The sequence below is a fragment of the Methylotuvimicrobium buryatense genome, from assembly GCF_005931095.1.
Lineage (GTDB): Bacteria > Pseudomonadota > Gammaproteobacteria > Methylococcales > Methylomonadaceae > Methylotuvimicrobium > Methylotuvimicrobium buryatense.
In genome coordinates, this window is record NZ_CP035467.1 from 778,925 (window position 1) to 805,210 (window position 26,286).

General features: G+C 50.1%; 25 protein-coding genes. 7 read left to right on the top strand and 18 right to left on the bottom strand.

Annotated elements, in window-relative coordinates; genetic code table 11:
* Positions 1–60: 60 nt before the first annotated feature.
* Positions 61–1,485 carry a sodium/proline symporter gene (locus EQU24_RS03635; protein ID WP_017840800.1) on the top strand — a complete coding sequence of 475 codons (1,425 nt, stop codon included), beginning with the start codon at positions 61–63 and terminating at the stop codon, positions 1,483–1,485.
* A 50-nt stretch (positions 1,486–1,535) separates the two neighbouring features.
* Here the strand turns inward: EQU24_RS03635 and EQU24_RS22245 are convergent, their stop codons facing one another.
* A complete protein-coding gene (locus tag EQU24_RS22245; RefSeq protein ID WP_175421642.1) occupies positions 1,536–1,922 on the bottom strand; it encodes a hypothetical protein in 387 nt (128 codons plus the stop codon).
* A 24-nt stretch (positions 1,923–1,946) separates the two neighbouring features.
* On the opposite strand from EQU24_RS22245, the gene EQU24_RS03640 reads away from it, so the two are divergent.
* The gene (locus EQU24_RS03640) at positions 1,947–3,212 is read left to right on the top strand and encodes a hypothetical protein (protein WP_017840798.1); all 1,266 of its coding nucleotides are present in this window, start codon (positions 1,947–1,949) and stop codon (positions 3,210–3,212) included.
* Positions 3,213–3,408: 196 nt separating this feature from the next.
* Here the strand turns inward: EQU24_RS03640 and EQU24_RS03645 are convergent, their stop codons facing one another.
* The 13 genes from EQU24_RS03645 to EQU24_RS03705 all read right to left on the bottom strand — a co-directional run bounded on the left by EQU24_RS03645 (position 3,409) and on the right by EQU24_RS03705 (position 17,324).
* Entirely contained in the window at positions 3,409–3,966 is a 558-nt protein-coding gene (locus EQU24_RS03645; RefSeq protein WP_026130176.1) for an exosortase system-associated protein, TIGR04073 family, read from the bottom strand.
* A 57-nt stretch (positions 3,967–4,023) separates the two neighbouring features.
* Positions 4,024–6,300 (bottom strand): Tex family protein, encoded by a 2,277-nt coding sequence (locus EQU24_RS03650; RefSeq protein WP_017840796.1) that lies wholly within the window; start codon positions 6,298–6,300, stop codon positions 4,024–4,026.
* Positions 6,301–6,403: 103 nt separating this feature from the next.
* Positions 6,404–7,369, bottom strand: coding sequence for a lipoyl synthase (gene lipA, locus EQU24_RS03655; RefSeq protein ID WP_017840795.1), 966 nt, complete (start codon positions 7,367–7,369; stop codon positions 6,404–6,406).
* Positions 7,366–7,974: a lipoyl(octanoyl) transferase LipB gene (lipB, locus tag EQU24_RS03660; RefSeq protein ID WP_017840794.1), complete on the bottom strand. Its 609-nt coding sequence runs from the start codon at positions 7,972–7,974 to the stop codon at positions 7,366–7,368. Before lipB ends, lipA begins: the two co-directional genes overlap by 4 nt.
* Positions 7,975–8,099: 125 nt before the next feature.
* On the bottom strand, positions 8,100–8,366 hold the full coding sequence (locus EQU24_RS03665; protein WP_017840793.1) for a YbeD family protein: 267 nt from the start codon (positions 8,364–8,366) through the stop codon (positions 8,100–8,102).
* A complete protein-coding gene (locus tag EQU24_RS03670; RefSeq protein WP_017840792.1) occupies positions 8,363–9,208 on the bottom strand; it encodes a D-amino acid aminotransferase in 846 nt (281 codons plus the stop codon). The genes EQU24_RS03665 and EQU24_RS03670 overlap by 4 nt, the downstream gene beginning before the upstream one ends.
* Before the next feature lie 3 nt (positions 9,209–9,211).
* The gene (locus tag EQU24_RS03675) at positions 9,212–10,375 is read right to left on the bottom strand and encodes a D-alanyl-D-alanine carboxypeptidase family protein (protein ID WP_017840791.1); all 1,164 of its coding nucleotides are present in this window, start codon (positions 10,373–10,375) and stop codon (positions 9,212–9,214) included.
* A gap of 53 nt (positions 10,376–10,428) precedes the next feature.
* On the bottom strand, positions 10,429–11,757 hold the full coding sequence (mltB, locus tag EQU24_RS03680; protein WP_017840790.1) for a lytic murein transglycosylase B: 1,329 nt from the start codon (positions 11,755–11,757) through the stop codon (positions 10,429–10,431).
* Between the two features lie 2 nt (positions 11,758–11,759).
* Positions 11,760–12,890, bottom strand: a complete 1,131-nt coding sequence (rodA, locus tag EQU24_RS03685; RefSeq protein ID WP_017840789.1) for a rod shape-determining protein RodA — start codon at positions 12,888–12,890, stop codon at positions 11,760–11,762.
* Positions 12,868–14,727, bottom strand: a complete 1,860-nt coding sequence (gene mrdA / locus EQU24_RS03690; protein ID WP_017840788.1) for a penicillin-binding protein 2 — start codon at positions 14,725–14,727, stop codon at positions 12,868–12,870. The genes rodA and mrdA overlap by 23 nt, the downstream gene beginning before the upstream one ends.
* Positions 14,728–14,739: 12 nt before the next feature.
* Positions 14,740–15,228: a rod shape-determining protein MreD gene (mreD, locus tag EQU24_RS03695; RefSeq protein ID WP_026130175.1), complete on the bottom strand. Its 489-nt coding sequence runs from the start codon at positions 15,226–15,228 to the stop codon at positions 14,740–14,742.
* A complete protein-coding gene (gene mreC / locus EQU24_RS03700) occupies positions 15,215–16,138 on the bottom strand; it encodes a rod shape-determining protein MreC (protein WP_017840786.1) in 924 nt (307 codons plus the stop codon). Before mreC ends, mreD begins: the two co-directional genes overlap by 14 nt.
* Positions 16,139–16,280: 142 nt before the next feature.
* A complete protein-coding gene (locus EQU24_RS03705; protein WP_014149802.1) occupies positions 16,281–17,324 on the bottom strand; it encodes a rod shape-determining protein in 1,044 nt (347 codons plus the stop codon).
* A 676-nt stretch (positions 17,325–18,000) separates the two neighbouring features.
* Here EQU24_RS03705 and gatC point away from each other — a divergent pair.
* From gatC to EQU24_RS03730, 5 genes are read left to right on the top strand one after another with little or no spacing between them, the layout of a single operon-like run.
* Positions 18,001–18,288 (top strand): Asp-tRNA(Asn)/Glu-tRNA(Gln) amidotransferase subunit GatC, encoded by a 288-nt coding sequence (gatC, locus tag EQU24_RS03710; protein WP_017840785.1) that lies wholly within the window; start codon positions 18,001–18,003, stop codon positions 18,286–18,288.
* 16 nt (positions 18,289–18,304) lie between these two features.
* A complete protein-coding gene (gene gatA, locus EQU24_RS03715; RefSeq protein WP_017840784.1) occupies positions 18,305–19,756 on the top strand; it encodes an Asp-tRNA(Asn)/Glu-tRNA(Gln) amidotransferase subunit GatA in 1,452 nt (483 codons plus the stop codon).
* A 12-nt stretch (positions 19,757–19,768) separates the two neighbouring features.
* The gene (locus tag EQU24_RS03720) at positions 19,769–20,374 is read left to right on the top strand and encodes a Uma2 family endonuclease (protein WP_017840783.1); all 606 of its coding nucleotides are present in this window, start codon (positions 19,769–19,771) and stop codon (positions 20,372–20,374) included.
* 18 nt (positions 20,375–20,392) lie between these two features.
* On the top strand, positions 20,393–21,832 hold the full coding sequence (gene gatB, locus EQU24_RS03725; protein ID WP_017840782.1) for an Asp-tRNA(Asn)/Glu-tRNA(Gln) amidotransferase subunit GatB: 1,440 nt from the start codon (positions 20,393–20,395) through the stop codon (positions 21,830–21,832).
* A 53-nt stretch (positions 21,833–21,885) separates the two neighbouring features.
* Complete coding sequence (locus EQU24_RS03730) at positions 21,886–22,455, top strand: Uma2 family endonuclease (RefSeq protein WP_017840781.1); 570 nt, start codon at positions 21,886–21,888, stop codon at positions 22,453–22,455.
* Between the two features lie 30 nt (positions 22,456–22,485).
* Here EQU24_RS03730 and EQU24_RS03735 read toward each other — a convergent pair whose 3' ends face one another.
* Genes EQU24_RS03735 through hemA form a run of 4 tightly spaced genes read right to left on the bottom strand, consistent with a single transcriptional unit; the run spans position 22,486 to position 26,133 of the window.
* Positions 22,486–22,902: a M67 family metallopeptidase gene (locus tag EQU24_RS03735; protein ID WP_017840780.1), complete on the bottom strand. Its 417-nt coding sequence runs from the start codon at positions 22,900–22,902 to the stop codon at positions 22,486–22,488.
* A 38-nt stretch (positions 22,903–22,940) separates the two neighbouring features.
* Positions 22,941–23,786: a peptide chain release factor N(5)-glutamine methyltransferase gene (prmC, locus tag EQU24_RS03740; RefSeq protein WP_017840779.1), complete on the bottom strand. Its 846-nt coding sequence runs from the start codon at positions 23,784–23,786 to the stop codon at positions 22,941–22,943.
* Positions 23,787–23,791: 5 nt separating this feature from the next.
* Entirely contained in the window at positions 23,792–24,877 is a 1,086-nt protein-coding gene (gene prfA, locus EQU24_RS03745; RefSeq protein WP_017840778.1) for a peptide chain release factor 1, read from the bottom strand.
* Positions 24,874–26,133, bottom strand: coding sequence for a glutamyl-tRNA reductase (hemA, locus tag EQU24_RS03750; protein WP_026130173.1), 1,260 nt, complete (start codon positions 26,131–26,133; stop codon positions 24,874–24,876). Before hemA ends, prfA begins: the two co-directional genes overlap by 4 nt.
* Between the last annotated feature and the right edge of the window lie 153 nt (positions 26,134–26,286).

Here is a 26,286-nt window from a genome sequence, read left to right on the forward strand (position 1 = left end):
TCTCCACTCCCCGCACTTCCTGAAAAAATTATAAGATTTATCGATCAGATAGGAATATTAATGGTTCTCTCGTTTAGTTTTTTTTTACTGCTATTTACGCTGATTGGCTTGGCGTCCTATTGGCAAAGCCGTGGCACCAAGCAGGATTATTACCTGGCCAGCGGCAATATTAAACCTTGGCTGGTTGGTTTATCGGCGGTGGCCACGAATAATAGTGGCTATATGTTCATCGGAGTTATCGGTTATACCTATGTCTCAGGGCTCGCCGCCATTTGGTTAATGATAGGTTGGATTACCGGAGATTTTTTAGCATCGCTATTGGTGCACAAACGACTTAAGGACGCGGCCACAACCACCGGTGAAGTCAGTTACGCCGGCGTGCTTAGCGTCTGGAGCGCAGGGGGAAATCAGCCGGCGCTGCAACGTGTTATAGGTTTGATTTCGTTGGTTTTTCTATTGGCTTACGCCAGCGCGCAACTGGTCGCCGGTAGTAAGGCATTGCATGTGCTTTTCGGATGGCCTTCTTGGGCTGGGGCGGTTATGGGTAGCATATTGGTTACCTTGTATTGTTTCGCGGGCGGTATTCGAGCTTCTATCTGGACGGATGCTGCGCAGTCGATGGTGATGATTGTTGCAATGAGTGTGTTGTTGTTTACAGCGACTCAGTCGCTGGGTGGAGTCGAATCGACCCTGATGCAAATGCAAGCAATTGACGGTTTTTTAGACTGGTTCCCCAAATCTTTGGCCTTGCCGGGTATTGCCGGCGGTTTATTATTCGCAATCAGTTGGCTTTTTGCCGGATTGTCGGTCATCGGTCAGCCCCATATCATGGTGCGTTTCATGACGCTTGACGATACTACCAGTATGAACAAAGCACGTTTATGGTATTACCTTTGGTATATTGCGTTTTACTTGGCGGCCACCGGCGTAGGGCTACTTTCCCGCATTTATCTGGTCGATACGGAGGCTTTCGATGCCGAGTTGGCGTTGCCGACGATGGCCATGGAGTTGTTGTCTCCAGCCATGGTCGGTTTGATTTTAGCGGGTTTATTTGCGGCCACTATGTCTACTGCCGATTCGGTAGTGTTAAGTTGTTCGGCGGCGTTGACTCACGATATCTTGCCGCATCAAATCGAAAACCAGTATTTGATCAAAGGAGTAACCGTTGTCGTGACATTCTTGGCTTTACTCGGTGCATTAGCAAATAATCATAGTGTTTTCAGCTTGGTAATTATGGCATGGTCCGGATTGGCAAGCGCCTTTGCGCCTTTGCTGTTGGTGCTATGCGTGGGAATGCGGCCCACTCAATTCGCGAGTCTTGCTGCAGTCGCGAGCGGCTTGGCGGCCGCCATATTATGGCGTTATCTGGATTTGCACGAGAAAGCTTACGAAGGTTTGATTGGGATCGTTACGGGATTGATTATTCTTTGTTTAGCCGAGTTATTCCGGCATGTATGGAATAAAGATAAGGTGAACGTTTCTTAGTGCAAATATCTTCATGTACCTTACTGTGAAAGTTCGTAGATTTGGACTCTTTATCTAATTTTTCGATAAACGAAGCTCGGCAGAGAAAATACCGGCTCCGAAGAGGGTGCGGTTGCTAGACCGGCAGGCGTCGGCGGCAGGGCAGATTTTTGCTCCTCGGCAATTGCTGAGTTACATGGATGTAATGAATGCAGAAAATACAGGAGCATTTTTCTGCCCTGCTGCCGACATCCTCGCCAAGTATACCCCACACCCTTTTTGATCTCCAAATTGGGAATTGCTGCTTTTAATGCACAATCTTGACGCATAAACAAATCGTTAGTTTCAGAGAATTTTTTTGTACGTAATTGATATTGAATAAAAATAGGTGTTTTCGCGATATGGTATGTCTTGTGCTTAATAAATTTGTTTAATGGGCCGGTAACGGCCTGATGCAAGAACAAATTTCAGGAAGACATACCATGAAATCACTTTCTTTCCCACGCCACGGCGACAAAGAGAATTCCGATTTTTTCGAACATTATCTGCGCGAGCTTTTGACCGAACGGGATCGTGTCGGTTTGACCGACATGATAGGGCAAATCGACGCGCTAATGATCACAGTGGATCCTGGCCACTCTATTCGCTATGTCGGCGAACTTTGCTTAATGACGACTTATCATTATCTCGTGACGTTGGAAAGCGAATCTCATTGGACGCATATTTTACGTATCGACATGAGTTCGCCCGACCTGCTGATTAGAGAGGTCAAAGACCCATCGACTATGGGTATTTTTCGAAGCTTGAATGAAGTCTACCCAATTGGTGCGAGTAAGCCGAACAGTCGTTATATGGGTGAAATTCTTCGAGTGGAAAACATGAGCGAGGTGACGCGTTTGCAACAAGAGCGTGAATTTCGCTTTTTTTCGCAAGATGAGATTCGTCGATTGGAGCTGCCGGGTAATTTGGCGATCAGTAAGCCTTCACCCTATAGCCATAATATTGTCGCTTATATGGAGCGACCGGAAGATCAGATCAGAGTGTATTCATTGGGGCTTTCCCGGATTCGAGACGATGTACAAGCTGCTTATCGGCAAGCCAAGGAGCTGCAGGAAGAGCTCGGTATCGACAAGTTATTGAATCCCATCGATCATTTGGCAACACGTATTTATAGCCAGAATCGCGAAACTGCGATTCTCGAATGGCTATCGCTGTCGAGTTATTTTTATTGGGGTTCATACGATATCAAAGACCAAAACTCTTCAACCAATGTGACTAAAAGCGTGCATTTTGCGGATGAGATTAATAGTCCTGCAAAAGTGTTTACGGCTAACAACACGCCATATTTTGTTAATCACTTGGAAAAGTTACCATCGCCGACCGAAACCTTCGTCCGTAATTACGGGCCTCGCCTGCATCATTTAGCGATCGGTGTTAATGACGGCGAATATAATGGCATGGAAAATATCGACTACGTGGTGAGTGAGATCTCTCGTCAGGGAAAAAAGTTTTTGTTGGATGTTATCGGTTCGAGAGAAGAAGGTATTAAGCAGATATTTTCAAGTGCTTCGGAGCATTCGTCGTTAATCATTGAATATGTGCAGCGATTTGGCGATTTCGACGGTTTTTTCACTAAACAAAATGTTGCGGAATTGACGCATGCCGCCGGCGTTGAAGAAGAGTTACTTAATATTCAGGCGTCTGCGTCTGTAAAGCTAAAGCCTTCGTCAGAAGAGTTGCCGGCTTAAATTTCAGTCCCGTTTTTATACAGTACTCTAAGAATATATAGCCTTAGCTCTTCAAATTTCGGCAGTGCTTAAGGAGGCGCCGGGGTGATCGGCAAAGGCTATGCCTGCATGGATGTATTCACGGCGTCCTTTGACGGTTACCCCGGTGCCGAATTTAGATCTACGATGGGTTTATGTTCGGTTCCGCCTGGTTTCGTTATTTATGCATTTCCTCTTTGAATAACTGGTCTATTTTTCGTGAAGTGTCTTCATAGACCTCCTGCGTCTCTATAGGCTGCGGAGTGTATACCGCCGGTTCAGGCTCAATGACGGGCTCCGGTTCCGGGGCTTGGACGATGGGTTTCAGTTGCGGCGTGCACTGGTAGAGACGGTAAGCTTCGCCGTAGGTCGTATCGATGTCGAAATCATCCCAAACATAGAGAGGATATGCGATGGGTTTGGTCGGAAGCGGAATCGTTACCAAGTCGGCGATCCCGACGCCTATCCGGCCTGCCATGTTGACGATGCCTTTAAAAAGGCCTCCGGTGAAGCCGTAAAAGACGTTGCTTTGATTCGATGTGTTGATGACATTCTTCGGTAATTCAAGTATTGAGCCGCCCAGATTACCGAAAGCATTAAGCGCTTTATGGCCGACTATTTCGCCATAGCTGCCGCAAACGCGGGGATGGGTATTTTGAGCCTGAGACTCGGGCGCGAAGGCGGTCAAAAAACTGACCAGTAGCACTGGGATCATGGTGCGATTAGATGATGTCATAGCAAATCCTGCCGGTTGATTTAATTTTTCGCTTCAGTATAGCAGAGGAATTAAAGTTTATTTTTTCAACGCTTTGGCTAATGCGTCGGCCATCGCGCCCTGAGGCCTCGGTGCTTGCCGAGGTTGTTTGGCAGGTTTGCGGGGTGAAGGTGCCGGCTTTATTTCCGCGTTGGATTCTTCCTTTTTCATGGTTAGCGAAATGCGTTGTCTGGGGACATCGATTTCTAATACTTTAACCTTGACCATGTCGCCTGTTTTGACCACATCGCGAGGGTCTTTGACGAAGACATCGGCCAAATGCGAAATATGCACCAGACCGTCCTGGTGTACGCCGATATCGACAAAAGCGCCGAAGTTCGCGACATTAGTCACGACGCCTTCGAGCATCATTCCGGGTTTCAGATCGGTGATTTTTTCGACACCTTCCTTGTATTGCACGCTTTTGAATTCGGGGCGCGGGTCGCGTCCCGGTTTTTCGAGTTCTTGCAAAATATCGGTCACGGTCGGTAGGCCGAAGGTATCGTCGGTGTAGTTGGCCGGGTTCAATGAACGTAGATAAGCGCTTTGGCCGATCAAGTCGCGAACCGATTTGCCTGTGTCGCCAATGATCGCTTCGACGACAGGATAGGCTTCGGGATGCACGGCGGAAGCGTCAAGCGGATTGTCGCCGTTCATTACGCGTAAGAAACCGGCCGCCTGTTCGAAGGCTTTGTCTCCGAGGCGAGGGACTTTCTTCAATTGCTTGCGATTTTGGAAAGGGCCGTTTTGATCGCGGAACGCGACGATGTTTTCGCTCACGCTGGCCGATAAGCCGGATACCTGCTTGAGCAATGCGACCGATGCGGTATTGACGTCGACGCCGACCGCGTTGACGCAGTCCTCGACGACGGTGTCGAGCATGCGAGCCAGTTGTGCTTGATTGACATCGTGCTGATATTGGCCGACGCCGATCGATTTCGGATCGATCTTGACCAGTTCGGCGAGCGGGTCTTGCAAGCGGCGCGCAATCGAGACCGCGCCTCTGAGCGAGACGTCCAGATCGGGGAATTCTTTCGCGGCCAGTTCCGATGCCGAATAAACCGACGCACCGGCTTCCGAGACGGTCAACTTGGTGATTTTCAATTCCGGATGACGCTTGATCAAATCGCCGACCAGTTGATCGGTCTCGCGCGAGCCGGTGCCGTTGCCGATGCTAACCAAATCGACTCGATGTTGCGCGATCAGTCGGGCTAATGTGTCGATAGACTGATCCCATTGATTGCGCGGTTGAAGTGGATAGATTGTTTCGGTTGCGAGCAATTTTCCGGTCGGGTCGACGATCGCGACCTTAACGCCGGTGCGGATGCCCGGATCGAGGCCCATCGTCGCCTTCGGGCCGGCCGGTGCGGCGAGTAACAAATCCCGTAAGTTGCTTGCGAATACCCTGATCGCTTCAAGTTCTGCGGCTTCGCGAAGCCGCAGTTTCAGGTCCAGATCGATGCGTGTGAATAATTTGATTTTCCAAGCGAAGCGCGCGGTCTCTGCGAGCCACGCGTCGGCCGGTCTGTTGGTGTCGGTGATATTCAAGCGTTTTGCGACGAATTGTTCGCATAAACGATGTTCGTACTGGTCTTCTCGGGCAGGTTTCAATGTGATGCTGAGCAAGTCTTCGTTGCGGCCTCGAAATAAGGCGAGCGCGCGGTGCGATGGAATCTTGTTGATCGCTTCCTGATAATCGAAGTAGTCCTTGAATTTAGCAGCTTCCTGTTCTTTGCCGGCGACGACGGCCGAGTGAATGATGCCTTTTTGCCAGATGCGTTCGCGCAATTCGGAGAGCAGTTCGGCGTCTTCGGAAATGCGTTCCATGATGATTTGGCGCGCGCCGTCCAGTGCGGCGGCGGTATCGGGAACGCCTTTATCTTGATCGATATAGCTAAGCGCGACTTCATTCGGGATGAGGCTGCGGTCGTCCAGTATCGCATCGGCCAAGGGTTCGAGGCCGGCTTCGCGCGCAATCTGGGCTTTGGTGCGGCGTTTCGGTTTGTACGGTAGATAGAGATCTTCGAGCAGCGTTTTGGTGTCGGCATCGAGGATAGCTTTTTCCAAATCGGGCGTCAGTTTGCCTTGCGATTTGATGCTTTCGAGAATGGTTTCGCGCCGGTCGTTCAACTCGCGTAAATAAATCAGGCGTTCTTCCAGGTTACGCAGTTGCGTGTCGTCAAGGCCGCCGGTGACCTCCTTGCGGTAACGTGAGATGAAAGGCACGGTCGCGCCTTCATCCAATAATGCAATAGCGGCGTTGACTTGTTTCGGGTTGACGGCTAATTCTTCGGCGATGCGTTGAGTGATGTCCATATTGGGGTGAATAGTGAATCGTAAGTAGTGAATGGATAATTTTACAAGCGTCGTAGGATGGATGAACCGCAGTGAAACCTATCTTCTCAATTCATCCTACATTTCAATCGTTCGAAACCATCGACTTGGCTTGCAGATCGGCGTGATAGGACGAGCGGACCAGCGGCGCGCTGGCGACTTGCTTGAAGCCGAGTGCGTAAGCCGTTTCGGCCAGTTCGTCGAATTCCTCGGGCGTCCAATAGCGCTTGACCGGTAGGTGATCCTTGCTGGGCGGTAGGTATTGGCCCAGTGTCAACATTGAACAGCCGTGAGCGATCAAGTCTTTCATGACTTCGACGACTTCGTCGTGCGTCTCACCGAGGCCCAGCATTATGCCGGACTTGGTCGGCGTTTCCGGGCGGACTTCGTGATAACGTTTGAGCAGATCGAGCGAGCCTTGGTAATCGGCGCCCGGTCTCGCTTCTCGGTACAGTCTCGGAACGGTTTCCAGGTTGTGATTGAACACATCGCAAGGCTCTCGGCTCAGTATGTCGACAGCCTTGTCGAGGCGACCGCGAAAATCGGGAACCAGTATTTCAATTTTGGTGGTCGGCGTTTCTTGTCGAATTGCGGCGATACAATCGGCGAAATGGCCGGCGCCGCCGTCTCGCAAATCATCGCGGTCGACCGAGGTAATCACGACATACTTCAGCTTCATTGCCTTGATTGTCTGCGCCAAATGTAGCGGTTCGTTTTGATCGAGGGGTTTTGGTTTTCCGTGCGCAACGTCGCAGAAAGGGCAGCGACGAGTGCAGAGATCGCCCATGATCATGAAGGTCGCGGTGCCGTGGCTGAAACATTCGCCGAGGTTAGGGCAAGCGGCTTCTTCGCAGACCGTGTGCAGATTGTTTTCGCGTAATAGTTTTTTGATGCGGTTGATTTCTTCGTTCGTCGAGACTTTAATGCGTATCCAATCAGGCTTGCGAAGCGGTTCTGCAGCCGGTTCGACTTTGACCGGGATTCGAGAGAGTTTGACGGAGTTGCGTTGATGCGACTCCGGCGTGTTTCGTGAAGGGGCTTGTAAAGTCATCGTGATATTGCCTGAGTGATGGCGTGAGCGACCGGCACGGCCAGTTCGCTAGTTTCGATTTCGATGCCGAAGTCGGCTAATTGCGTGACTTGCATGTCGGCGTAGCCGCAAGTGTTGATTCGGTCGAATGGTCTTAAGTCCATGTGGTTATTCAAGCTCAGTCCGTGATAGCTGCAGTTTTTTTTTACCCGTAGTCCGATTGAGCCGATTTTTTTGTCCGCGACATAAACGCCGGGTTTGTCGGCTAGCGACGATGCTCGGATGCCATATTGGGCCAGCGTTTCTATGATTGCTTGCTCGAGCGTCGTGACCAGTGCTCGGATACCCAGGTTCAAGCGCTTGATGTCCAACAATGTATATAGTACCAGTTGTCCCGGGCCGTGGTAGGTGACCTGTCCGCCTCGATCGGTTTGCACGACGGGAATATCGCAGGCTTGCAAGAGGTGTTCGCGTTTGCCGTTCAAACCGAGCGTATAAACCGGCGGATGTTCGACGATCCACAGTTCGTCCGGAGTATGGGGGGCGCGTTGCTGCGTGAACGTTTGCATGTCGCGCCAAACCCCTTCGTAGGGTTGCAGGCCGAGGTTGCGGATCGCCAGTGTCATCGTGTTATCTTATGCAATGGAGCGCTGATTATAGGGATAGGAATTATCGCCGATATTCTTCATTATCACTGCCGTCAATGATACTTCATGGAAAGTCTTCATTGGAAAACGTGATTCGTTTAGCACTATAAAGCCATCAACACGAGCGGTGAGTCGGTTAAATCCTGATAAATCGCATCCAGTTGTTGTTTGCTGGTCGCGGTGATAGTGACGGTTACTGAAGTGTACTTTCCGCCTTTACTGGGGCGCGATGTGACTGCGCCTTCGTTAAGGTCGTTGACATGGCGCCGAATGATTTCGACGACATGAATATCTAATTCAATGCTGTTCATGCCCATCGCTTTGATTGGAAAGCGGCAGGGGAATTTCAATATATCTTCTTGTTCGCTCATGATTGGGCTTTCTTGAACTCTTGATAAAGGTGATGCATTTTTTGCCAAATCGGTCCCGGTTTACCGTCCGAGACCGGTTCCGAGTCGAGTTCGACGACTGGAATGATTTCTCGGGTCGAACTGGTAAGCCAGATTTCGTCCGCGGTTTTCAGGGCTTCGAGCGAAATAATATCTTCGCTATAGGCGATATCATTGGTTCTCGCGAGTTCCAGGATGACATCGCGGGTGATGCCGGGCAAAATTTCTTCGCCTTTCGGCGGCGTCACCAGAATGCCGTCGAGGACCGCGAAAATATTGCTGGCCGCGCCTTCGGTGACGTAGCCGTCCTTGACCAGTACCGCTTCGGTACAGCCTTGGTCGACGGCTTTTTGTCTAAGCAAAATGTTGGCTAATAAGGTAATAGCCTTGATATGACATAATGCCCAGCGGGTGTCGTCAAGCGTGATGGCTTTGACGCCACTGTCGCGGCCGCTTAAGGGCACGATAGGCGAACACATGGCGAATACGGTTGGCTCGATATGCTCGGGGAATGCATGGTCACGTTTCGGCGCTACGCCGCGTGTGATTTGCAGATAAATGTATTGATCCTGTCCCGGTTCGAGCAGCGGCTCTAAAATATCGGCCCATTGCTCGCGGCTGTGAGGGCTATTTAGGCGAATGCTTTTCAGGCTGGCTTCGAGACGGTCGATGTGTTCAGAGAGGCGGAATAAGCGCCCGGCATAAGCCGGAATGACTTCGTAAATGCCGTCGCCGAATAGAAAACCGCGGTCAAGAACTGAGATTTTGGCTTGATCGAGCGGAAGATACTGGCCGTTTAAATAAACTGTCGGGTTATCGCTCATTTTTTATTTCACCAGCATGAGAACAGTGTCGTAAAGTTTGCGCACTAAGTTGCCTTTTTCTACGGTAGTTAGTGCGATCAGATTCTTTTCCATTAATGGTTCGCCGGCCAGCGTAACACTGACGGTGCCTAAATTGTCGCCTTGGTTGACCGGTGCGATGATTTTTTGTTCAAAATTAATGACAGCCTTCAAGTCTTCGTAATGGCGGCGTGGGATCGTGACATAAAGGTCTTCGGCTAGGCCTAAAGACAAGTTTTTATCCGCGCCTTTCCAAATGCGGGTTTCGGTCAAGGCTTCATTGCCCTTGTACAGTCTATGGGTTTCATAGAAACGGTAACCGTAATTCAACAAGGACTGGTTTTCATTGGCACGGGCGCGTTCGCTTTTCGTTCCCATGACTACAGAGATTAGACGCATGCCATCGCGAACCGCCGATGCGACTAAGCAGTAACCGGCCGCTTCGGTATGGCCCGTTTTGACGCCGTCGACGCTTGGGTCGCGCCAAAGAAGCTTGTTGCGATTGCGTTGGGTAATTTTATTGTAGGTATATTCTTTTTCCGAAAACCACGCATAGTAATCAGGGAATTCACGAATCATTGCGCGAGTTAGAATAGCCAAGTCTTGCGCGGTCGTGTAATGGTCGTCGTCGGGCAGTCCCATGCTATTGACGAAATGGCTGTTGTTCATGCCGAGTATGGCGGCTTGTTGGTTCATCATTTCGGCGAAAGTGGCTTCGTCTCCGGCGATATGCTCGGCCAGTGCGACGCTCGCGTCGTTCCCCGACTGAATGATGATGCCTTTAAGCAATTCTTCGACCGTGACTTGCTTGTTAACGTCGATGAACATGCGCGAGCCGGGAGTGCGCCAAGCCTTTTGACTAACCGAGACATTTTCGTTCAGGCTCAGATGGCCTTTACTCAATTCGGTGAATACGACATAAACGGCCATGATTTTGGTCAGACTGGCGGGGGGGAGTTTGACGTCGGCATTGTTTTCGCCAAGCACTTTGCCGCTATCGGCATCGAGCAAAATATAGCTGCTCGCGGCGATACTCGGCGGCGAAGGAATCATGATCGGATCGGTCTTATCGGAAGCCGCGTTTGCCGTTTGCAATAAGCTAAAAAATAGATAAACAATCAGGCTGAGGTAAACTTTTGAGGAGGTCATTATTCGCGGTGTGAGCATACAAAAACAGAAGATCATATTGTAACAGTGATTGGTTAATTTCCGATGCTTTCGACGATATACTGTGTCTGATCGATGCCGATTTCATTCAGTTTGGCGTTCAACCGTTCGGCATCTTCGGCGGATTTGAACGGGCCGATTTGCACTTTGTGAAGCGTCGTTCCGTTTTGAGTGACGGGTTTAATTTTGGGTAGCGGCAGGAGGCTGTGTTCGGCGACTTTTTTGCGTAAAGCTTGAGCGTTGGCTTCATTACCGAAAGCACCCAGTTGTATATAGATGGCGACCTTCTGGCCGCTTTCCTGGAGGGGAGGGGCGGCAGTTGGGTTATCCGGTAGACCGGCGCTTATCTTTGGTGTTTCCGAGTGTTCGGCAATCGCGCGGCTGAGCTGATAAACCGCCATGGCATAGAGAGGGCTATGGTTGTAACGGGTGATGACGTAGAAGTTGTCCAAGCCTAGCCATAGTTCTTCTCCTTGCTCCAGTTCGAAAGCAAGGAGTTTGGCTTTCTGGTTGGGGCTCGCAGTTTCTATCGATTCGACATTTAAGGCCTTAAGTTGGACTATAGTACGGTCCGGTTTCAGATCTCCCCCAAGAGCTTTGCGGTAAGCGTTGCCCTGCACGGCCGCTTGAAAAGCTACTGGTTGCCCGCGTTGCCAGTGATGTTTGTAAAAATAATTGCCGACGCTGGCAATGGCATCGGCCGGATTGTTCCAGATGTCGCGGTGATAGTCTCCTTCGAAATCGGCAGCATAGCTGCGAAAACTGCTCGGCATGAATTGCGGGATGCCCATTGCGCCGGCATAAGATCCCGTCGGTTGTAACGGATCGATGTGTTCCTCGCGACACAACAATAAAAAGTTTTCAAGCTCGCCGGTGAAAAACGGGCTCCGTTTCGGGTAATTGAAAGCCAATGTCGACAAGGCATCGATGACCCGGTAGCTGCCGGTATTTTTACCGTAGGAAGTCTCGACGCCGATGATCGCCGTGATGATTTCAGGCGGGACACCGTATTTTTGTTGTGTAACGGCCAAGGCCGAAGCATTATCTTGCATAAATTTAACGCCGCCTTCGATGCGCGCTTCGGTCATGAATATTTTCCGGTATTTGTACCAGGGCATCGCTTCGGCAGGACGTGTGATGGCCTCAATGATGCGCGGTTGCAATTCGACCGACCGGAATAATGTATTCAGTTTGTTTTTGTCGAAGCCGTGCTTAGCCGTCATCGTACGTATGAATACCGACATGTTTTCGGGCAATGTTTCGGACTGCGAGATCGGCGCGGTCGCTTGCGCCGAAGAAGGGCTGGAGGAGCTCAGTATCAGAGCTCCGCAAAGCATTAAAGTGGCTATTGAGGTTTGCTTCATCGTTAAGTCGGTAAGAATTTTTTGTGGGTATGGATAGACATCAGGATGCCGAATCCTGCGAGCAAGGTAACCATCGAGGTGCCGCCGTAGCTGATCAGCGGTAACGGGACGCCGACAACCGGTAAGATGCCGATGACCATGCCTATGTTAACAAAGACATAGACAAAAAATGTAAAGCTGAGGCTTCCTGCTAATAAGCGGCTGTAACTGTCTTGCGCTTGTATTGAAATATACAGGCAACGACTGATAATGACAATGTAGAGCGCGATTAACACAAGGCAGCCGGAGAGACCGAATTCTTCAGCAAACACAGCGAAAATGAAGTCGGTTGAGCTTTCAGGCAGAAAATCGAGTGGGGCCTGGGTGCTGCCTTGCCAGCCCTTGCCGTAGATGCCGCCGGAGCCGATGGCTATTTTCGATTGAATGATATGATAGCCGCGACCGAGCGGGTCGGCTTCCGGGTCGAGAAAGGTCAAAACCCGGGCGCGTTGATAATCGCGCATAAAATGCCAAATGATGGGGGTCAGCGAAGCAATAATAGCGCCGATGCTGAAGATGAATCGCCATGACAGTCCGGCGAAAAAGATGACCGCGGCTCCCGAGCTGAAGACCAATATCGAGGTGCCGAGATCGGGTTGCTTTGCAATCAATAGCGTCGGCAGCAGGAGCAACAAGCCTGCGATACCCATTTGTTTCCACTTCGGGGGCAACGTGTTTTCCGATAAATACCAGGCGATCATCATCGGTGCGGTAATCTTTAGCATTTCAGAGGGCTGAAAGCGAAAGAAGCCTAAGTCGAGCCAACGCTGTGCGCCTTTACCGATTTGCCCCATGATCAGCACGGCAACCAGCAAGGTTACGCCGATTCCGTATAGAACCGTCGAATAACGTTTGAATTGATAAGGATTAATATGCGCAAGCACGATCATCAGGACAAAGGCAATCAGCATGCGGGTAGCCTGACGGATCAGAATGTCGGTATCTTGTCCGCTGGCGCTATACAAAATCAGAAAGCTTAGGCTAAGAACTAGCAGCAAACATATCAGCAAGGGAATGTCGATATGCAATTTTCTCAATAGATTGCCGAGGAGCGAGTGCGGTATGAATTGTTCACTGCGCGTTTCGGTCTTCATCGCTGGGTTCCTGTAAATATTGACGAATGATTTTTCCGGCTATCGGTGCCGCAACCGTGCCGCCATGACCTCCGTTTTCGGCAATGACGGCAACCGCGATTTGCGGGTCATGAGCCGGCGCGAATGCCATGAATAAAGCATGATCGCGCAGTTTAAAAGCGATTTCGTTTTCGTTATAGCGCTTTTCTTGTTTGACGGTAAAGACCTGGGCCGTGCCGGTCTTGCCGGCAATTTGATAATCGATGCCGCGGCTGATGACTCTGGCCGTACCCCTGGCGCTATGTACCACATTGATCATCGCGGAGACGACCGCGTCGATATTTCTGGGATTTAGCGCGAGGGTGGTTTCCGGTTTGGCTTCCGCGGGTTTCAGAACGCCATTGTCGGTAAACGATCCTACCAGATGCGGATGGACGACCTTGCCTTTATTGGCCAGCGTTGCAGTAGCTCTAGCCAATTGCAGCGGCGTGACCTGGGTGTAACCTTGGCCGATGCCGGTTATAACCGTTTCGCCGGGATACCAGGATTGATTACGGGCTTTGCGCTTCCATTGTTTCGAGGGTTGTAGGCCCGGTAGCTCGCCGACTAGGTCGATGCCGGATTTTTCTCCGAAGCCGAACTGCGTGAAAAAACGGTGGATGTTGTCGATGCCGAGCGATAAGGCCAGGCTGTAAAAGTACACGTCGCAAGACTGCACGATTGCGAGATTCAAGTCCACGGTACCATGGCCGCCTCTTTTCCAATCCCGGTATTTATGTTTGACATTGGGTAGTTGAAAATAACCTGGGCAATAAGTCTTTTGGCCTGGGTGGGTCACTTGATATTCAAGCCCTGCCAAGGCCATAAAAGGCTTGATTGTTGAGCCGGGCGGGTATTGACCTCTCAGCGCTCGATTAAACATCGGTTGGGCATCCGAGGTTTGCAGTTCTTTATAAGATTTACTGTCGATACCGTAGACGAACGGATTCGGGTCGAAGCCGGGGCGACTGGTAAATACCAAGACGCCGCCGGTTTTTATCTCGATCGCCACGACCGCCCCATTGTAAATATCGAGTGCATCATAAGCGATCTTTTGTAGATCGATATCGAGAGTTAGGTGTAGGTTCGATCCCGCAGTCGGATCGACTGTTTTTAAAGTACTGATCGCTCGAGATTGCGCGTTGGTTTCTATTTCGGCATAGCCGGCTTTGCCGTGTAGTTCAGTCTCATAAGCTAATTCGATGCCGACTTTGCCGACATGGTGAGTGCCGCGATATTCGGAGACCGGGAGCGTTTTTAATTCATTTTCATTGATGCGGCCAACATAACCGATGACATGTGAAGTTAGAATGTCGTAGGGGTAGTGCCTGACCAAACGAGCATGAATATCGACACCGGGAAAATAAGGTCTAACTGCAGCAAACTTGGCGATTTCTTCCTCGGTCATACGCAGTAATAGCGGCGTACTGGTAAAACGTTTTTCGCGTTTGCGCAATTTTTGGTACTGCTCGATTTTATCTTCGGGAATGTCCAGTAACTCTTGTAATCGTGCGAGCGTATCGTCGAGATTTTTGATTTGTTCGGGGATCAATTCAAGGCTGTATGTTGGAACATTATCTGCCAACACCCTACCTTTTCGGTCGAAGATGATGCCGCGGGTCGGTGGCAGAGGCGATATTTTAATGTGATTGTTTTTTGCTAGGGTCGCGTAATGTTCGTGACCGACGATCTGCAAGTAAACCAAACGGACGATTAAGCCGATCGACAGCAGTAGAATGAAGATCATCGCGACAATGGCGCGTCCCGTAAAAATGCGGTTTTCCTCCGCCGGGTTTTTTATGGTGTAGGTGCGAGGCATGAGACGAACGACTCAACGAATGCGTCGGTAGAGCCGTATTGCACGCAAAGAAAAAAAGACTAAAGGCCAGAAAAGGGTGCCGGTTAGTACGGGTAACCAAAAAGTGTAAGAAGCGCGTGCGATAGTTTGGCTATCAGTGATCCAGAAAATCAAAAATTGAGATACGAGAAGGCAAAAAAAGATAAATAGGCCTTGTTGCAGAATCGGGTATTGTCTGAGTCGCTTGTGTAACCTCAAACACAGGAAGGCAACTAGCGAGTTGATGAGCGCATTCAAGCCTAGCATTCTACCGGTTAATACGTCAGTCAGTAAGCCGATGGTCCAAGCGCTAAATATGCCGACTCGTTCGGGTGCTGCCAGTACCCAGTAAATAACTACGAGCAATATCCAATTGGGATTGAATGGCGCCATAGGTTGAGGCCAGGCGGCAATATTCAGGCTCATGGCAAATATGATCGAGAGAAGATAACGGCCGTAGCCGAAAGTATTATTCTTCGGCATGATTTTCATCCGCTTGTTCTGTTTCTTGAGTTTCCAGCGGGATAGGCGCTTCGCTTTTCCATACGATTAACAATTCCCGGCTTCGATTTAATTGCGCCTTAGGGGTTGCGTATATTTCGGCAAAAGGTTTGTTAGGCTGGGGGATTATTTTTTCGACGACAGCAACAGGATAGCCTTGCGGAAAAATACCGCCTAGGCCGGAGCTAATCAGTAGATCGCCTTCCTTGATGTCGGCGTTGTTTGCTAAATAAGGCAATATTAGCCTGTTGATTCGCCCGCTGCCGACTGCGATCGTGCGTAAACCGTTACGATTGATTTGTACTGGGATCGCATGGCCCGGGTCGGTAATTAGCATGATTTCAGAGCTGAGCGGAAGCGCACGGTATACTTGGCCGACCACACCGTAAGCATCCAAAACCGCTTGCTGAGCATGCACGCCGAACCGCGTTCCTTTATCGACGACGACGACATGTTCGAAAGGGGCTAGGTTGACGGACAATAACTCGGCGACGAGTACCTGTTCGCCCAATTTAAAGGATTTTTCCAGTAAGGCCCTCAGCCGGATATTTTCTTGCTCCAGAGCTTCGTACTTAAGTAGTTGGGATTTGTAAATCAATTGTTCCTGACGCAGCTGTTCATTTTCTTCTTTTAGACTATAAAGTGATTTTATCGATTCTACGGTTTCTTTGGAGTGATGTAGAGGCCAGTCCGTAATCGATTGAATCGGATAGGTAATCATTGATAGTACGCTACGAAGTTTGTCCAGTTGCGAGCTTTTGCGTTCAGCGACCAGAAGCGCGATTGAAGCCACTACCGCCACCAGCAGTCGCGTATTAATCGAAGGGCCGGTGGCAAATAAAGGATTGATAACGATTACCTCGAAAATGAACCGTATAGGCAAATAGTCCATAATGGACAGAATATTATTTGGATAGTTCGAACGCGTATCATTCGAATCGACATTCCGTCCGTGGAAATTGTTTTGGTAAGCTATTCAAGGCTTCGATTCCGCCGAACCAAACGTCTTGGCGAGCATTGTTTTGCCGTTGAAGCTACTCTAGCGAAAATGCGCTAGGGCCTTTTTTATCCAACATTTCCAAAACGATTCCACCGCCGCGAGCCACGCAGGTTAGTGGGTCGTCGGCGATATAAACCGGTAGTCCGGTTTCTTCTGCGATCAAACGGTCGATATCTTTGAGTAGTGCGCCGCCGCCGGTTAGAACAATACCGCGGTTGGCGACATCGGCGCCAAGTTCCGGCGGAGTTTGTTCCAATGCGACTTTAACAGAACCGACGATGCCGGACAAAGGGTCTTGAAGCGCTTCCAGAATTTCATTGCTGTTTAACGAAAAACTGCGCGGTACGCCTTCGGCGAGATTGCGCCCTTTGACTTCGATTTCTTTGACTTCGCTACCCGGGTAAGCGGCCCCGATTTCATGTTTGATTCGTTCGGCGGTAGCCTCGCCGATCAGTGTGCCGTAATTACGGCGGACATAATTGATGATCGCCTCATCGAAACGATCGCCTCCGATTCGTACCGATGCTGAGTAGACAATACCGTTCAATGAGATGACGGCGACTTCCGATGTGCCTCCGCCTATATCGAGTACCATCGAACCTTGGGCTTCGTCGACGGGGAGTCCTGCACCGACCGCAGCCGACATAGGTTCCTCGATTAAATAGACTTCACGGGCGCCGGCCATCGAGGCGGATTCTCGAATCGCTCGGCGTTCTACTTGGGTTGATCCGCATGGGACGCAAATCAGGATGCGAGGGCTGGGTCGTAGCAGTTTGTTTTCGTGAACCTTTTCGATGAAATACCGCAGCATGCGTTCGGTTACGGCGAAATCGGCAATCACGCCATCTTTCAAAGGGCGAATCGCGGTTATGTTGCCGGGGGTTCGGCCAAGCATCATTTTGGCTTCCATACCTACCGCCGCAATGGTTTTAGCTCCGCGAATTTTGTCTTCCTTGATGGCCACAACCGAGGGTTCGTTTAATACGATTCCTTTTCCCGGAACGTAAATCAAAGTGTTGGCGGTTCCTAAATCTATCGAGAGATCGTTGGAAAAAAGGCCGCGTATTCGTTTGAACATTTATTAACCTGTATCCTGAGCGAATAAATTGTATTACTTTATCAATCAAGCGGGTAATTGAGCAAGATATAAAGTATTATACTTATCGCAATTCAAAATTCCGTTTCAATATTCGCTTGTTGCCGCACTGAAATTAACCGCTTTTTCCGGGCAAGGGTATGGTTATTGTGGCTATAAGCCGGCACGGAAATTACGGTCGTGCAATGCCGCCGGATTCGCGAGAATTGGTATACCTTTCGCACTTCAAATTTCGGCAGTGCCCGAGGAGGCGCAGGGGTGTTCGGCAAAGGCTTTGCCTGCATGGATGCTGGCATAGAGCCTACAGGACGTATTCACGGCATCCTTTGACGGGCACTCCGGCGCCGAATTTCGATCTACGATTGGGTATAAATCGGATTTTTTAGATAAACCACATACGGATACGCTTTAGGATTTCGTGATAAATAACCTCCTGGAACTATGAGCTTTGTTGAGGGTTCGGTAACTCGATTGGCAGGACGCCGTGAATACGTCCGTGTAAGCTGCCGATATCTGCCAATCGAGCAAACGAACCCTCCAAAAAATAGGGAAGTTATTTTCGACTAAATCCTTAGATGCTTCCAGAAAGTTATGAAATGCTCGAATTTTGAGCTGCGAATAGTCATGTTTTCGGATTGATGAATAATGGAGTTTGAAAATGTCTTTAACGACTGAAGATGTAAATAAAATTGCGCACTTGGCAAGGTTGGGCGTCGATATTCAAGATGTCGACACTTATGCACGCGATTTATCCGGCATACTCGATTTGGTTACGCAAATGAGCGGATTAAGTACCGAGGGAGTTGCTCCCATGGCGCATCCCATGGAGCAATGCCAGAGGCTGAGACCGGACCGGGTGACCGAGTCGAATATGAGAGAAAAATTTCAAGCGATTGCGCCTCAAGTCGAATTGGGATTGTATTTGGTCCCTAAGGTGATCGAATGAAGGATGGGGGAAGGCTATGAATAATAAAACCATCGCCGAACTAGCTCGAGGCTTGCGTTCCGGCGAATTTTCCAGCGTGGAGTTGACGCAAGACTATTTAGAACGGATTCGGCAGTTTTCGGCGCTCAATGCATACATTACCGTGACGGCCGAGCAGGCGCTTGCCCAAGCCGAAGCCGCGGATAAACGGTTGGCGGCAAGAACGGCCGATTTATTAACCGGAATACCGATTGCGCAAAAAGATATTTTCTGCACCGATGGCGTTAAAACGTCTTGTGGTTCGAAGATGCTCGATAATTTCATTTCGCCGTACAATGCGACCGTCGTCGAAAAACTGAACCGGGCCGGTGCTGTGACGCTCGGTAAATTGAACATGGACGAGTTTGCGATGGGTTCGTCGAACGAAACCAGTTTTTACGGTCCGGTACAAAATCCGTGGGATGTTACATGCGTTCCGGGCGGCTCTTCGGGCGGGTCGGCCGCGGCGGTTGCTGCAGGACTCACGGCAGGTGCGACAGGTACGGATACGGGCGGTTCGATACGTCAACCGGCGGCTTTCTGCGGTATTACCGGTTTGAAGCCGACTTATGGGCGCGTTTCCCGCTATGGCATGATTGCCTATGCCTCAAGCCTCGATCAAGGAGGCCCGATGACGCGTACAGCCGAGGATGCGGCTATCATGCTGCAAGCGATGGCTGGTTTCGACGAGAAGGATTCGACTAGCGTCGATATGCCGGTTCCCGATTATTCGGCCGGGCTGAATCAACCGTTAAGCGGTCTGAAAATCGGTCTGCCGAAAGAATTTTTCGGTGAAGGGTTGAATGGCGAAATCGCCGCAGTCATCGAAACAGCCGTCAATGAATATCGCAAATTGGGCGCCGAGGTCAAAGAAGTCTCAATGCCGAATCTGAAATACGCGATTCCGGCTTATTATGTGATTGCACCGGCCGAATGTTCGGCTAATCTGTCTCGTTTCGACGGCGTCCGTTTCGGTTACCGCTGCGACAATCCGGCCGATTTGGCCGATTTGTATACGCGCTCGCGCGGCGAAGCATTCGGCAAGGAAGTTAAGCGCCGTATCTTGATCGGAACCTATGCTTTGTCGGCCGGTTATTACGATGCCTATTATTTAAAAGCTCAAAAAGTCAGGCGTTTGATCACTGACGATTTCAAAAGCGCATTAGCTGAGGTTGATGTGCTGATGGGCCCGGTATCGCCGACGGTGGCGTTCGGTCTCGGCGAAAAAACCGGCGACCCAATTCAAATGTATTTGTCCGATATTTATACAATCGCGGTCAATCTGGCAGGTCTTCCGGCCATGTCGATTCCGGCCGGTTTCGTTGACAATAAACCGGTCGGTTTGCAAATCATCGGGAATTATTTTGCCGAGGACCGGTTGTTGAATGTAGCTCATCGCTATCAGATGAATACTGACTGGCACAAGCAGGTGCCGAAAGGGTTCGAATAAAAGAGGTTGGATATGGCCAAAGTTACCGAATTGTCGCAATTGGATATGAACGGGAGCTACTGCTACGCCGATTATTTGACGTGGCGTTTGGATCAAACGGTCGAGTTGATCAAAGGCAAGATCTTTACGATGTCGCCGGCGCCGAATGTCAAGCATCAGCGGATTTCCGGCAAATTATTTCTGGATTTGGGTGCTTATTTCAAGAGCCAGTCCTGCGAAGTATTTGCCGCGCCGTTCGACGTTAAGCTTTACGATCGCCGCAAATCGAAATTGAGCGACCGCGAAGTTTTCAGTGTCGTACAGCCCGATTTGTGCGTGATCTGCGATAAAAACAAGCTGACCGAACAGGGCTGCGACGGCGCGCCCGATTGGATCATCGAAGTGCTTTCTCCGGGCAATAATAAGAAGGAACTTCGCTTCAAATACGATCTGTATCAGGAAAGCGGCGTCGGCGAATACTGGTTGGTGTTTCCGTATGAACGCGCCGTGCAGCAATTCGTGTTGGACCGGGATGGCGAAGTCTATAGGCTCCATGGCCTCTATGCAGGCGACGAAACGGTACAGCCCTATCTTTTTCCCGAACTAAAAATCGATTTGGTCGAAGTTTTTGCCGAATAAATCAATAAGGAATAAGCAATGAATTCACAATGGGAAGTCGTCATCGGGTTGGAAATTCATGCACAACTCGCGACAAAATCCAAAATTTTTTCAGGCGCATCGACAGCTTACGGCGCCGAACCGAACACACAAGCTTGCGCGGTCGATTTAGGCTTGCCCGGCGTGTTGCCGGTATTGAATCAAGAGGCCGTGCGCATGGCCGTCAAATTCGGTCTCGCGATCGAGGCAGAAATCGCGCCTTACTCGGTCTTCGCGCGCAAAAATTATTTTTATCCGGATCTGCCGAAAGGTTATCAGATCAGTCAGTTCGAGTTGCCGATCGTCGGCAACGGACACCTGGATATCGACGTTGATGGGGTAACGAAGCGCATTGGCGTTACACGCGCGCATTTGGAGGAAGACGCAGGCAAGTCCCTGCATGAGGATTTTCACGGCCTGACCGGTATCGATTTGAATCGTGCCGGCACACCATTGCTGGAAATCGTTTCGGATCCCGACATGCGTTCGGCGAAAGAAGCGGTCGCCTATATGCGCAAGCTGCACGAACTCGTGCGTTACCTCGAAATCTGCGACGGCAACATGCAAGAAGGTTCGTTCCGTTGTGATGCCAACGTTTCGGTGCGTCCGAGAGGTCAGGCGGAATTCGGCACGCGCGCCGAGATCAAAAACATCAACTCGTTCCGCTTTGTCGAAAAAGCGATCAATCACGAAATCGAGCGCCAGATCGACCTGATCGAAAGCGGCGGTAAGGTCGTACAGGAAACGCGGCTTTACGATGCGAATAAAGATGAAACCCGCTCGATGCGCGGCAAGGAAGAGGCGAACGACTACCGTTATTTTCCCGACCCCGATTTATTGCCGGTCGAGATTACCGAAGCCTTCAAAGACGAGGTGCGCGTTACCTTACCGGAGTTGCCCGATGCGAAGAAACGGCGTTTTATCGAGCAATACGGTCAGGACGATGAGAGTGCTGCTACGCTGACTTCGTCGAGGCAATTAGCCGATTACTACGAAGCATTGGTCGATGCATCCGGCGGCGAAGCGAAGATTTGTACAAATTGGGTAACCGGCGACGTGCTCGGCGCTCTGAACAAGGCCGGTTTGGAAATCGGTCAATGCCCGGTCGATGCCGAGCGTTTGGCAGGCTTGTTGAAACGTATAGCCGATGACACGATTTCGGGCAAAATCGCAAAACAAGTCTTCGAGGCGATGTGGCAAGGCCAAGAAACGGCCGATCAAATCATTGAAAGCCAAGGCTTAAAGCAAATTACCGATACCGGTGCGATCGAGGCGATCATCGATAAAATCATCACCGACAATCCTGGTCAAGTTGAACAATATCTCAGCGGTAAGGATAAGGTCTTCGGCTTCTTTGTCGGCCAAGTCATGAAGGAAATGCAGGGTAAGGCGAATCCGGCCGAGGTCAATAAGATTTTGAAAACCAAATTGAAAAGGTAAGGTTTTTGGATGGGCGGAATTCCGGCCCATCCAATGGAATAAGCGCGGTTTATATGGCATTAGCGGAAAATCTGAAAATCAGCGTCGAGGATTATTTGCAAGGCGAATTACTCAGTTACATCAAGCATGAGTATGTCGGGGGTGAAGTTTATGCGATGGTCGGCGTTAAGCGCGCGCATGATACGATCGCAATGAACCTGATCGCTCATGTGCATGCGCATCTGAGAGGTTCGCCTTGCCGAGTTCATTCAGGCGAAATGAAGGTTCGGGTGCAAACCGAAACGGACGACAATTTTTTCTATCCCGATCTGCATGTTACCTGTTCGGCTGACGATACTCATGAGCATTTTAATACTCAGCCGAAATTGATCGTCGAAATACTCTCCGACGCAACCGAGCGTTACGATCGCGCAGAGAAATTTCATCACTACCGGAAGTTATCCAGTCTCGACGAGTATGTGTTGATCGCTCAGGATACGCAGCGTGTCGAATGCTACCGGCGCGATGAGCAATGGGATTTGCGGCTCTTTCAACAAGGCCAGGCCGTCTTTTTTGCATCGATCGGTTGTGTTGTCGATATCGGCGATATTTATGAAGGCTTACGCCTTGGTAAAGATGGCTGACGAACGATTCTTTTGCGTCAAAACCAAGTATTAGCCCAAAATCAATGGGACTTCCTCTGCCTTTTGTTCGGCGATCCGGAAGCCGCGCATTTCCAGTACGCCTTTCGTGTTCAGCGAAATGATCAAATTGAGCGCTTCAGGATAGCTTGCCATTTCCAAATCGGTTTTTGAAGGAAATGCCGGCGTTGTCGGGTGGGAATGATAAATCGCGAACAATTCCTCACCGTTTTCGCGCATTTGTCCCATCGCAGCGATTTGCTGTTTAGGATCCAATAAAAACCGGTTTTCAGGGTGATCGGCGCTGTTATCGACAGGGTAGCAATGGTTCGGAATACCGTTCAGGCTTCCGATCAGTCCGCAAACCTCGGTTTCGGGTGACAATTGCGCGAGATGCAGCAGTTGATTGGTGATTTTTCGGGGAATATGAATTTCTGAAATTTGTATCATGGTTCGCTGTCGGCGTGTGGAGGGTTTAAATTTAATCGCTACGAGCGCCATTGTCCATAGGTGACCCGAGGCTGACCTGAAAGATCGGGATAAGTGGCAATATTACGGTAATTCAATTGGCTAAAAATAGCCTGGACTTGATCTTGTTGATTGTATCCGTGTTCGATCAATAAATGACCTTGAGGAAGCAAATGTCGCCTGGCGGCGGTCGCGATGCGCTCGATATCGCTCAGGCCGTGATTGTTCGCAATTAACGCGGACTTGGGTTCGAATCTGACATCGCCTTCGGCCAAGTGCGGATCGTTATCGGAGACATAGGGCGGGTTGCTGACGACAAGATTGAACAACGCAGTGTCACTTATTGCCTCTAACCAATCGCTTTGTAAAAATTGGATGTTCCGTACATTATGTTGCTGGGCATTTCGGCGGGCGATCGCCAGCGCGTTAGTGCTGAAATCGGTGGCAATGACTTCGCTATCGGGGCGCTCGGCGGCAAGGGTAATGGCAATGATGCCGGAGCCGGTGCCCAAATCGATCAGTCGGTAAGGTTGCCGTTCCGGTATCAGTTTCAAGGCCAGCTCGATCAACAGTTCGGTGTCGGGTCTCGGAATCAGCACATCGCGACAGACTTCGAAATCACGGGACCAGAATTCGCGGTTGCCGGTAATGTAGGCGATCGGCATGCCCGAAAGGCGTTTTTGCAGCAATGCTTCGAAACGGCTGTTTTGTTCGGGCAATAATTTTTTTTCCGGCCATGCGCGCAGATGAGAGCGGTCTTTTTCAAGCACGAGGCAGAGTAGGATTTCGGCGTCGAGCAAGGATGATTCGGAAACCGAGATTAAGCGTTGAACGGCATCATTCAGTGCCGATTGGACGGTGGGCATCGGTCTTATTCTTCGCCCAATTGTGTCAACAGTTCAGCTTGATGCTCGTTGATCAACGGCTCGATGACATGCTCGAGTCCGCCTTCCATGATTTCGTCAAGTTTATAAAGCGTCAGATTGATCCGGTGGTCGGTCATGCGGCCTTGCGGGTAGTTGTAGGTGCGAATCCGCTCGGAACGATCGCCGCTGCCGACTTGAAGTTTGCGATTGGCTTGTTGTTCGGCTTGGTGTTTTTCCTGTTCGGCCGATAATATACGCGAATGCAGTAACGACATGGCGCGAGCCCGGTTTTTGTGTTGCGAGCGTTCGTCTTGGCATTCGACGACGATACCGGTCGGGATGTGCGTGATGCGGATTGCCGACTCGGTCTTGTTGATATGCTGCCCGCCCGCGCCCGATGAGCGGTAGGTGTCGATGCGTAGGTCGGCCGGGTTGATGTCGACAGCATCGACTTCCTCGACTTCGGGCATGACTGCAACGGTGCAGGCCGATGTATGGATACGACCTTGAGATTCGGTTTCCGGAACGCGTTGAACCCGGTGCGCGCCCGATTCGAATTTGAGTTGCGAATAAACGTCTTGGCCGGATACGCGCAGGATGATTTCCTTATAGCCGCCGTGTTCGCCTTCGTTTTCATTGATGATCTCGGTTTTCCAGCCTTTTTTCTCGGCATAGCGTTGATACATGCGTGCGAGATCGCCGGAAAATATAGCCGCTTCGTCGCCGCCGGTCCCGGCGCGGATTTCCAGGAAAATGTTCCTGTTATCGTTAGGGTCCTTCGGTAATAATAAAATCTGCAGTTCTTGCTCGATAGCCTTTTGTTGTTTTTCGGCGGCGAGTATTTCCTCGCGAGCCATTTCGCGCAGATCCGGGTCCGGATCTTTGGCCATTTCTTGTGCTCCGGCTAGATTTTCGGCGGTATCGAGATAGCGTTTATAGCAAGTGACAATCGGGTTGATTTGCGCGTATTCTTGGCTCAATGAGCGGAATTTATTCTGATTGGCTTGTACTTCGGGTTCGGCCAATAATGCGGTGATTTCATCGAAACGTTCGCTTAAGTTGGCTAATTTGTGTTCTATGGATGGCTTCATTGTGTATGATTTAATTTGAAAATTTCGCGGGCCGCCGCTATTAAGTCGTGTCTTTCGTTGGCGCCGGCTTCCCGAATTTGCGCGCTGGGCGTATGGATGAGCTTGTTAGTTAATGAGTGAGCGAGTCTTTGCAGCGCTTCCTCGGCGGACAAGCCGTTTCTCATAAGGACTAAGGTTTTTTCAAGAGTTTCGTCACGCGTTTTTTCGGCTTGTATCCGGAAATCCTTGATTGTGCTTAAGGCGCCTTGCGAACGCAGCCAGGAAAGAAAATGTTCGACTTGTGTGTCGATGATTTCTTCCGCTTGCTCGGCGGCTTTGCGCCGGTTATCCATGTTTTGGTCGATCGTGTTTTTGAGATCGTCGACAGTATAGAGATAGACGTCGTTTAGTTGTTCGACTTCCGATTCTATGTCGCGCGGTACCGCCAAGTCGACCATGAACATCGGCTTGTGTTTGCGTTTTTTGATGGCACTTTCAACTCGTCCCTTTCCTAAAATCGGCAATGAGCTTGCTGTAGATGAAACGACGATATCGGCCTCGGCCAAGTGCATCGGTAACTCAGATAGTGCGATGGCATAACCGTTAAAGCGTGTTGCCAAGGCGTGCGCTTTGTCATAGGTTCGATTGGCGATGATGATGCGTCCGATACCGTGTTGGACCAAGTGCCGTGCCGTCAATTCGATGGTTTCGCCCGCGCCGATTAGAATTGCGGTTTGTTCGCTTAATTTGTCGAAGATTTGTTGTGCCAATTGCACGGCGGCGAAGGCTACTGAAACTGGGCTCGACCCGATGGCGGTATCGGTTCTGACTTTTTTTGCCGCGGCAAAAGTGTGCTGAAAGAGCTTACCTAAATATTTGCCTAAGGTTCCCGCGTCATTAGCGGCTTGATAGGCGGCTTTCATTTGCCCCAAAATTTGCGGCTCGCCAAGGACCATGGAATCCAAGCCGCATGCGACACGAAACATATGCCGAATTAACTGGCTGTCGTTGTAGGTGTAAAGATAGGGGGTTAAGTCGTTAGGCTTGATTTTACGGGTTTGAGCGATCCAATCGATTAAAATATGTTTATTTTCGTTTGATGACTCGCAATAAAATTCTGTTCGGTTGCAAGTCGATAGAATAGCGGCCTCGGATATATCCCTTAAACGCCAAAGGTCCTTGAGCGATGAATCCAATATTTCGGCAGGGTAAGCTAGCCGTTCTCGGATAGAAACGGGGGCAGTGTTGTAATTTATCCCTACGGCAAGAAGTGTCATCTTTTTAAATTATAGAGTTCGGAGCGAATGTGGTTTTTAGCTTGTTAATTCAGGCTTATTGGGCTATTGAAATTGTTTAAAGTTGCTATCTCGATTATGCATGTGGAAAATTGCCGATTGAACTTAGCGGATTTCAATTTCGTCATAGGTTAG

Coding starts and splice junctions, on each gene's coding strand:
- EQU24_RS03650 (WP_017840796.1), bottom strand. CDS start 6,300: ATGGACATCACTCAACGCATCGCCGAAGAATTAGCCGTCAACCCGAAA.
- EQU24_RS03635 (WP_017840800.1), top strand. CDS start 61: ATGGTTCTCTCGTTTAGTTTTTTTTTACTGCTATTTACGCTGATTGGC.
- EQU24_RS03675 (WP_017840791.1), bottom strand. CDS start 10,375: ATGACCTCCTCAAAAGTTTACCTCAGCCTGATTGTTTATCTATTTTTT.
- lipB (WP_017840794.1), bottom strand. CDS start 7,974: ATGACACTGGCGATCCGCAACCTCGGCCTGCAACCCTACGAAGGGGTT.
- hemA (WP_026130173.1), bottom strand. CDS start 26,133: ATGACACTTCTTGCCGTAGGGATAAATTACAACACTGCCCCCGTTTCT.
- prfA (WP_017840778.1), bottom strand. CDS start 24,877: ATGAAGCCATCCATAGAACACAAATTAGCCAACTTAAGCGAACGTTTC.
- prmC (WP_017840779.1), bottom strand. CDS start 23,786: ATGCCCACCGTCCAATCGGCACTGAATGATGCCGTTCAACGCTTAATC.
- gatB (WP_017840782.1), top strand. CDS start 20,393: ATGAATTCACAATGGGAAGTCGTCATCGGGTTGGAAATTCATGCACAA.
- EQU24_RS03665 (WP_017840793.1), bottom strand. CDS start 8,366: ATGAGCGAACAAGAAGATATATTGAAATTCCCCTGCCGCTTTCCAATC.
- EQU24_RS03640 (WP_017840798.1), top strand. CDS start 1,947: ATGAAATCACTTTCTTTCCCACGCCACGGCGACAAAGAGAATTCCGAT.
- mltB (WP_017840790.1), bottom strand. CDS start 11,757: ATGAAGCAAACCTCAATAGCCACTTTAATGCTTTGCGGAGCTCTGATA.
- EQU24_RS03730 (WP_017840781.1), top strand. CDS start 21,886: ATGGCATTAGCGGAAAATCTGAAAATCAGCGTCGAGGATTATTTGCAA.
- gatA (WP_017840784.1), top strand. CDS start 18,305: ATGAATAATAAAACCATCGCCGAACTAGCTCGAGGCTTGCGTTCCGGC.
- EQU24_RS03670 (WP_017840792.1), bottom strand. CDS start 9,208: ATGAGCGATAACCCGACAGTTTATTTAAACGGCCAGTATCTTCCGCTC.
- mreC (WP_017840786.1), bottom strand. CDS start 16,138: ATGGACTATTTGCCTATACGGTTCATTTTCGAGGTAATCGTTATCAAT.
- EQU24_RS03735 (WP_017840780.1), bottom strand. CDS start 22,902: ATGATACAAATTTCAGAAATTCATATTCCCCGAAAAATCACCAATCAA.
- gatC (WP_017840785.1), top strand. CDS start 18,001: ATGTCTTTAACGACTGAAGATGTAAATAAAATTGCGCACTTGGCAAGG.
- mreD (WP_026130175.1), bottom strand. CDS start 15,228: ATGCCGAAGAATAATACTTTCGGCTACGGCCGTTATCTTCTCTCGATC.
- EQU24_RS03705 (WP_014149802.1), bottom strand. CDS start 17,324: ATGTTCAAACGAATACGCGGCCTTTTTTCCAACGATCTCTCGATAGAT.
- EQU24_RS03720 (WP_017840783.1), top strand. CDS start 19,769: ATGGCCAAAGTTACCGAATTGTCGCAATTGGATATGAACGGGAGCTAC.
- EQU24_RS03645 (WP_026130176.1), bottom strand. CDS start 3,966: ATGACATCATCTAATCGCACCATGATCCCAGTGCTACTGGTCAGTTTT.
- rodA (WP_017840789.1), bottom strand. CDS start 12,890: ATGAAGACCGAAACGCGCAGTGAACAATTCATACCGCACTCGCTCCTC.
- mrdA (WP_017840788.1), bottom strand. CDS start 14,727: ATGCCTCGCACCTACACCATAAAAAACCCGGCGGAGGAAAACCGCATT.
- lipA (WP_017840795.1), bottom strand. CDS start 7,369: ATGACTTTACAAGCCCCTTCACGAAACACGCCGGAGTCGCATCAACGC.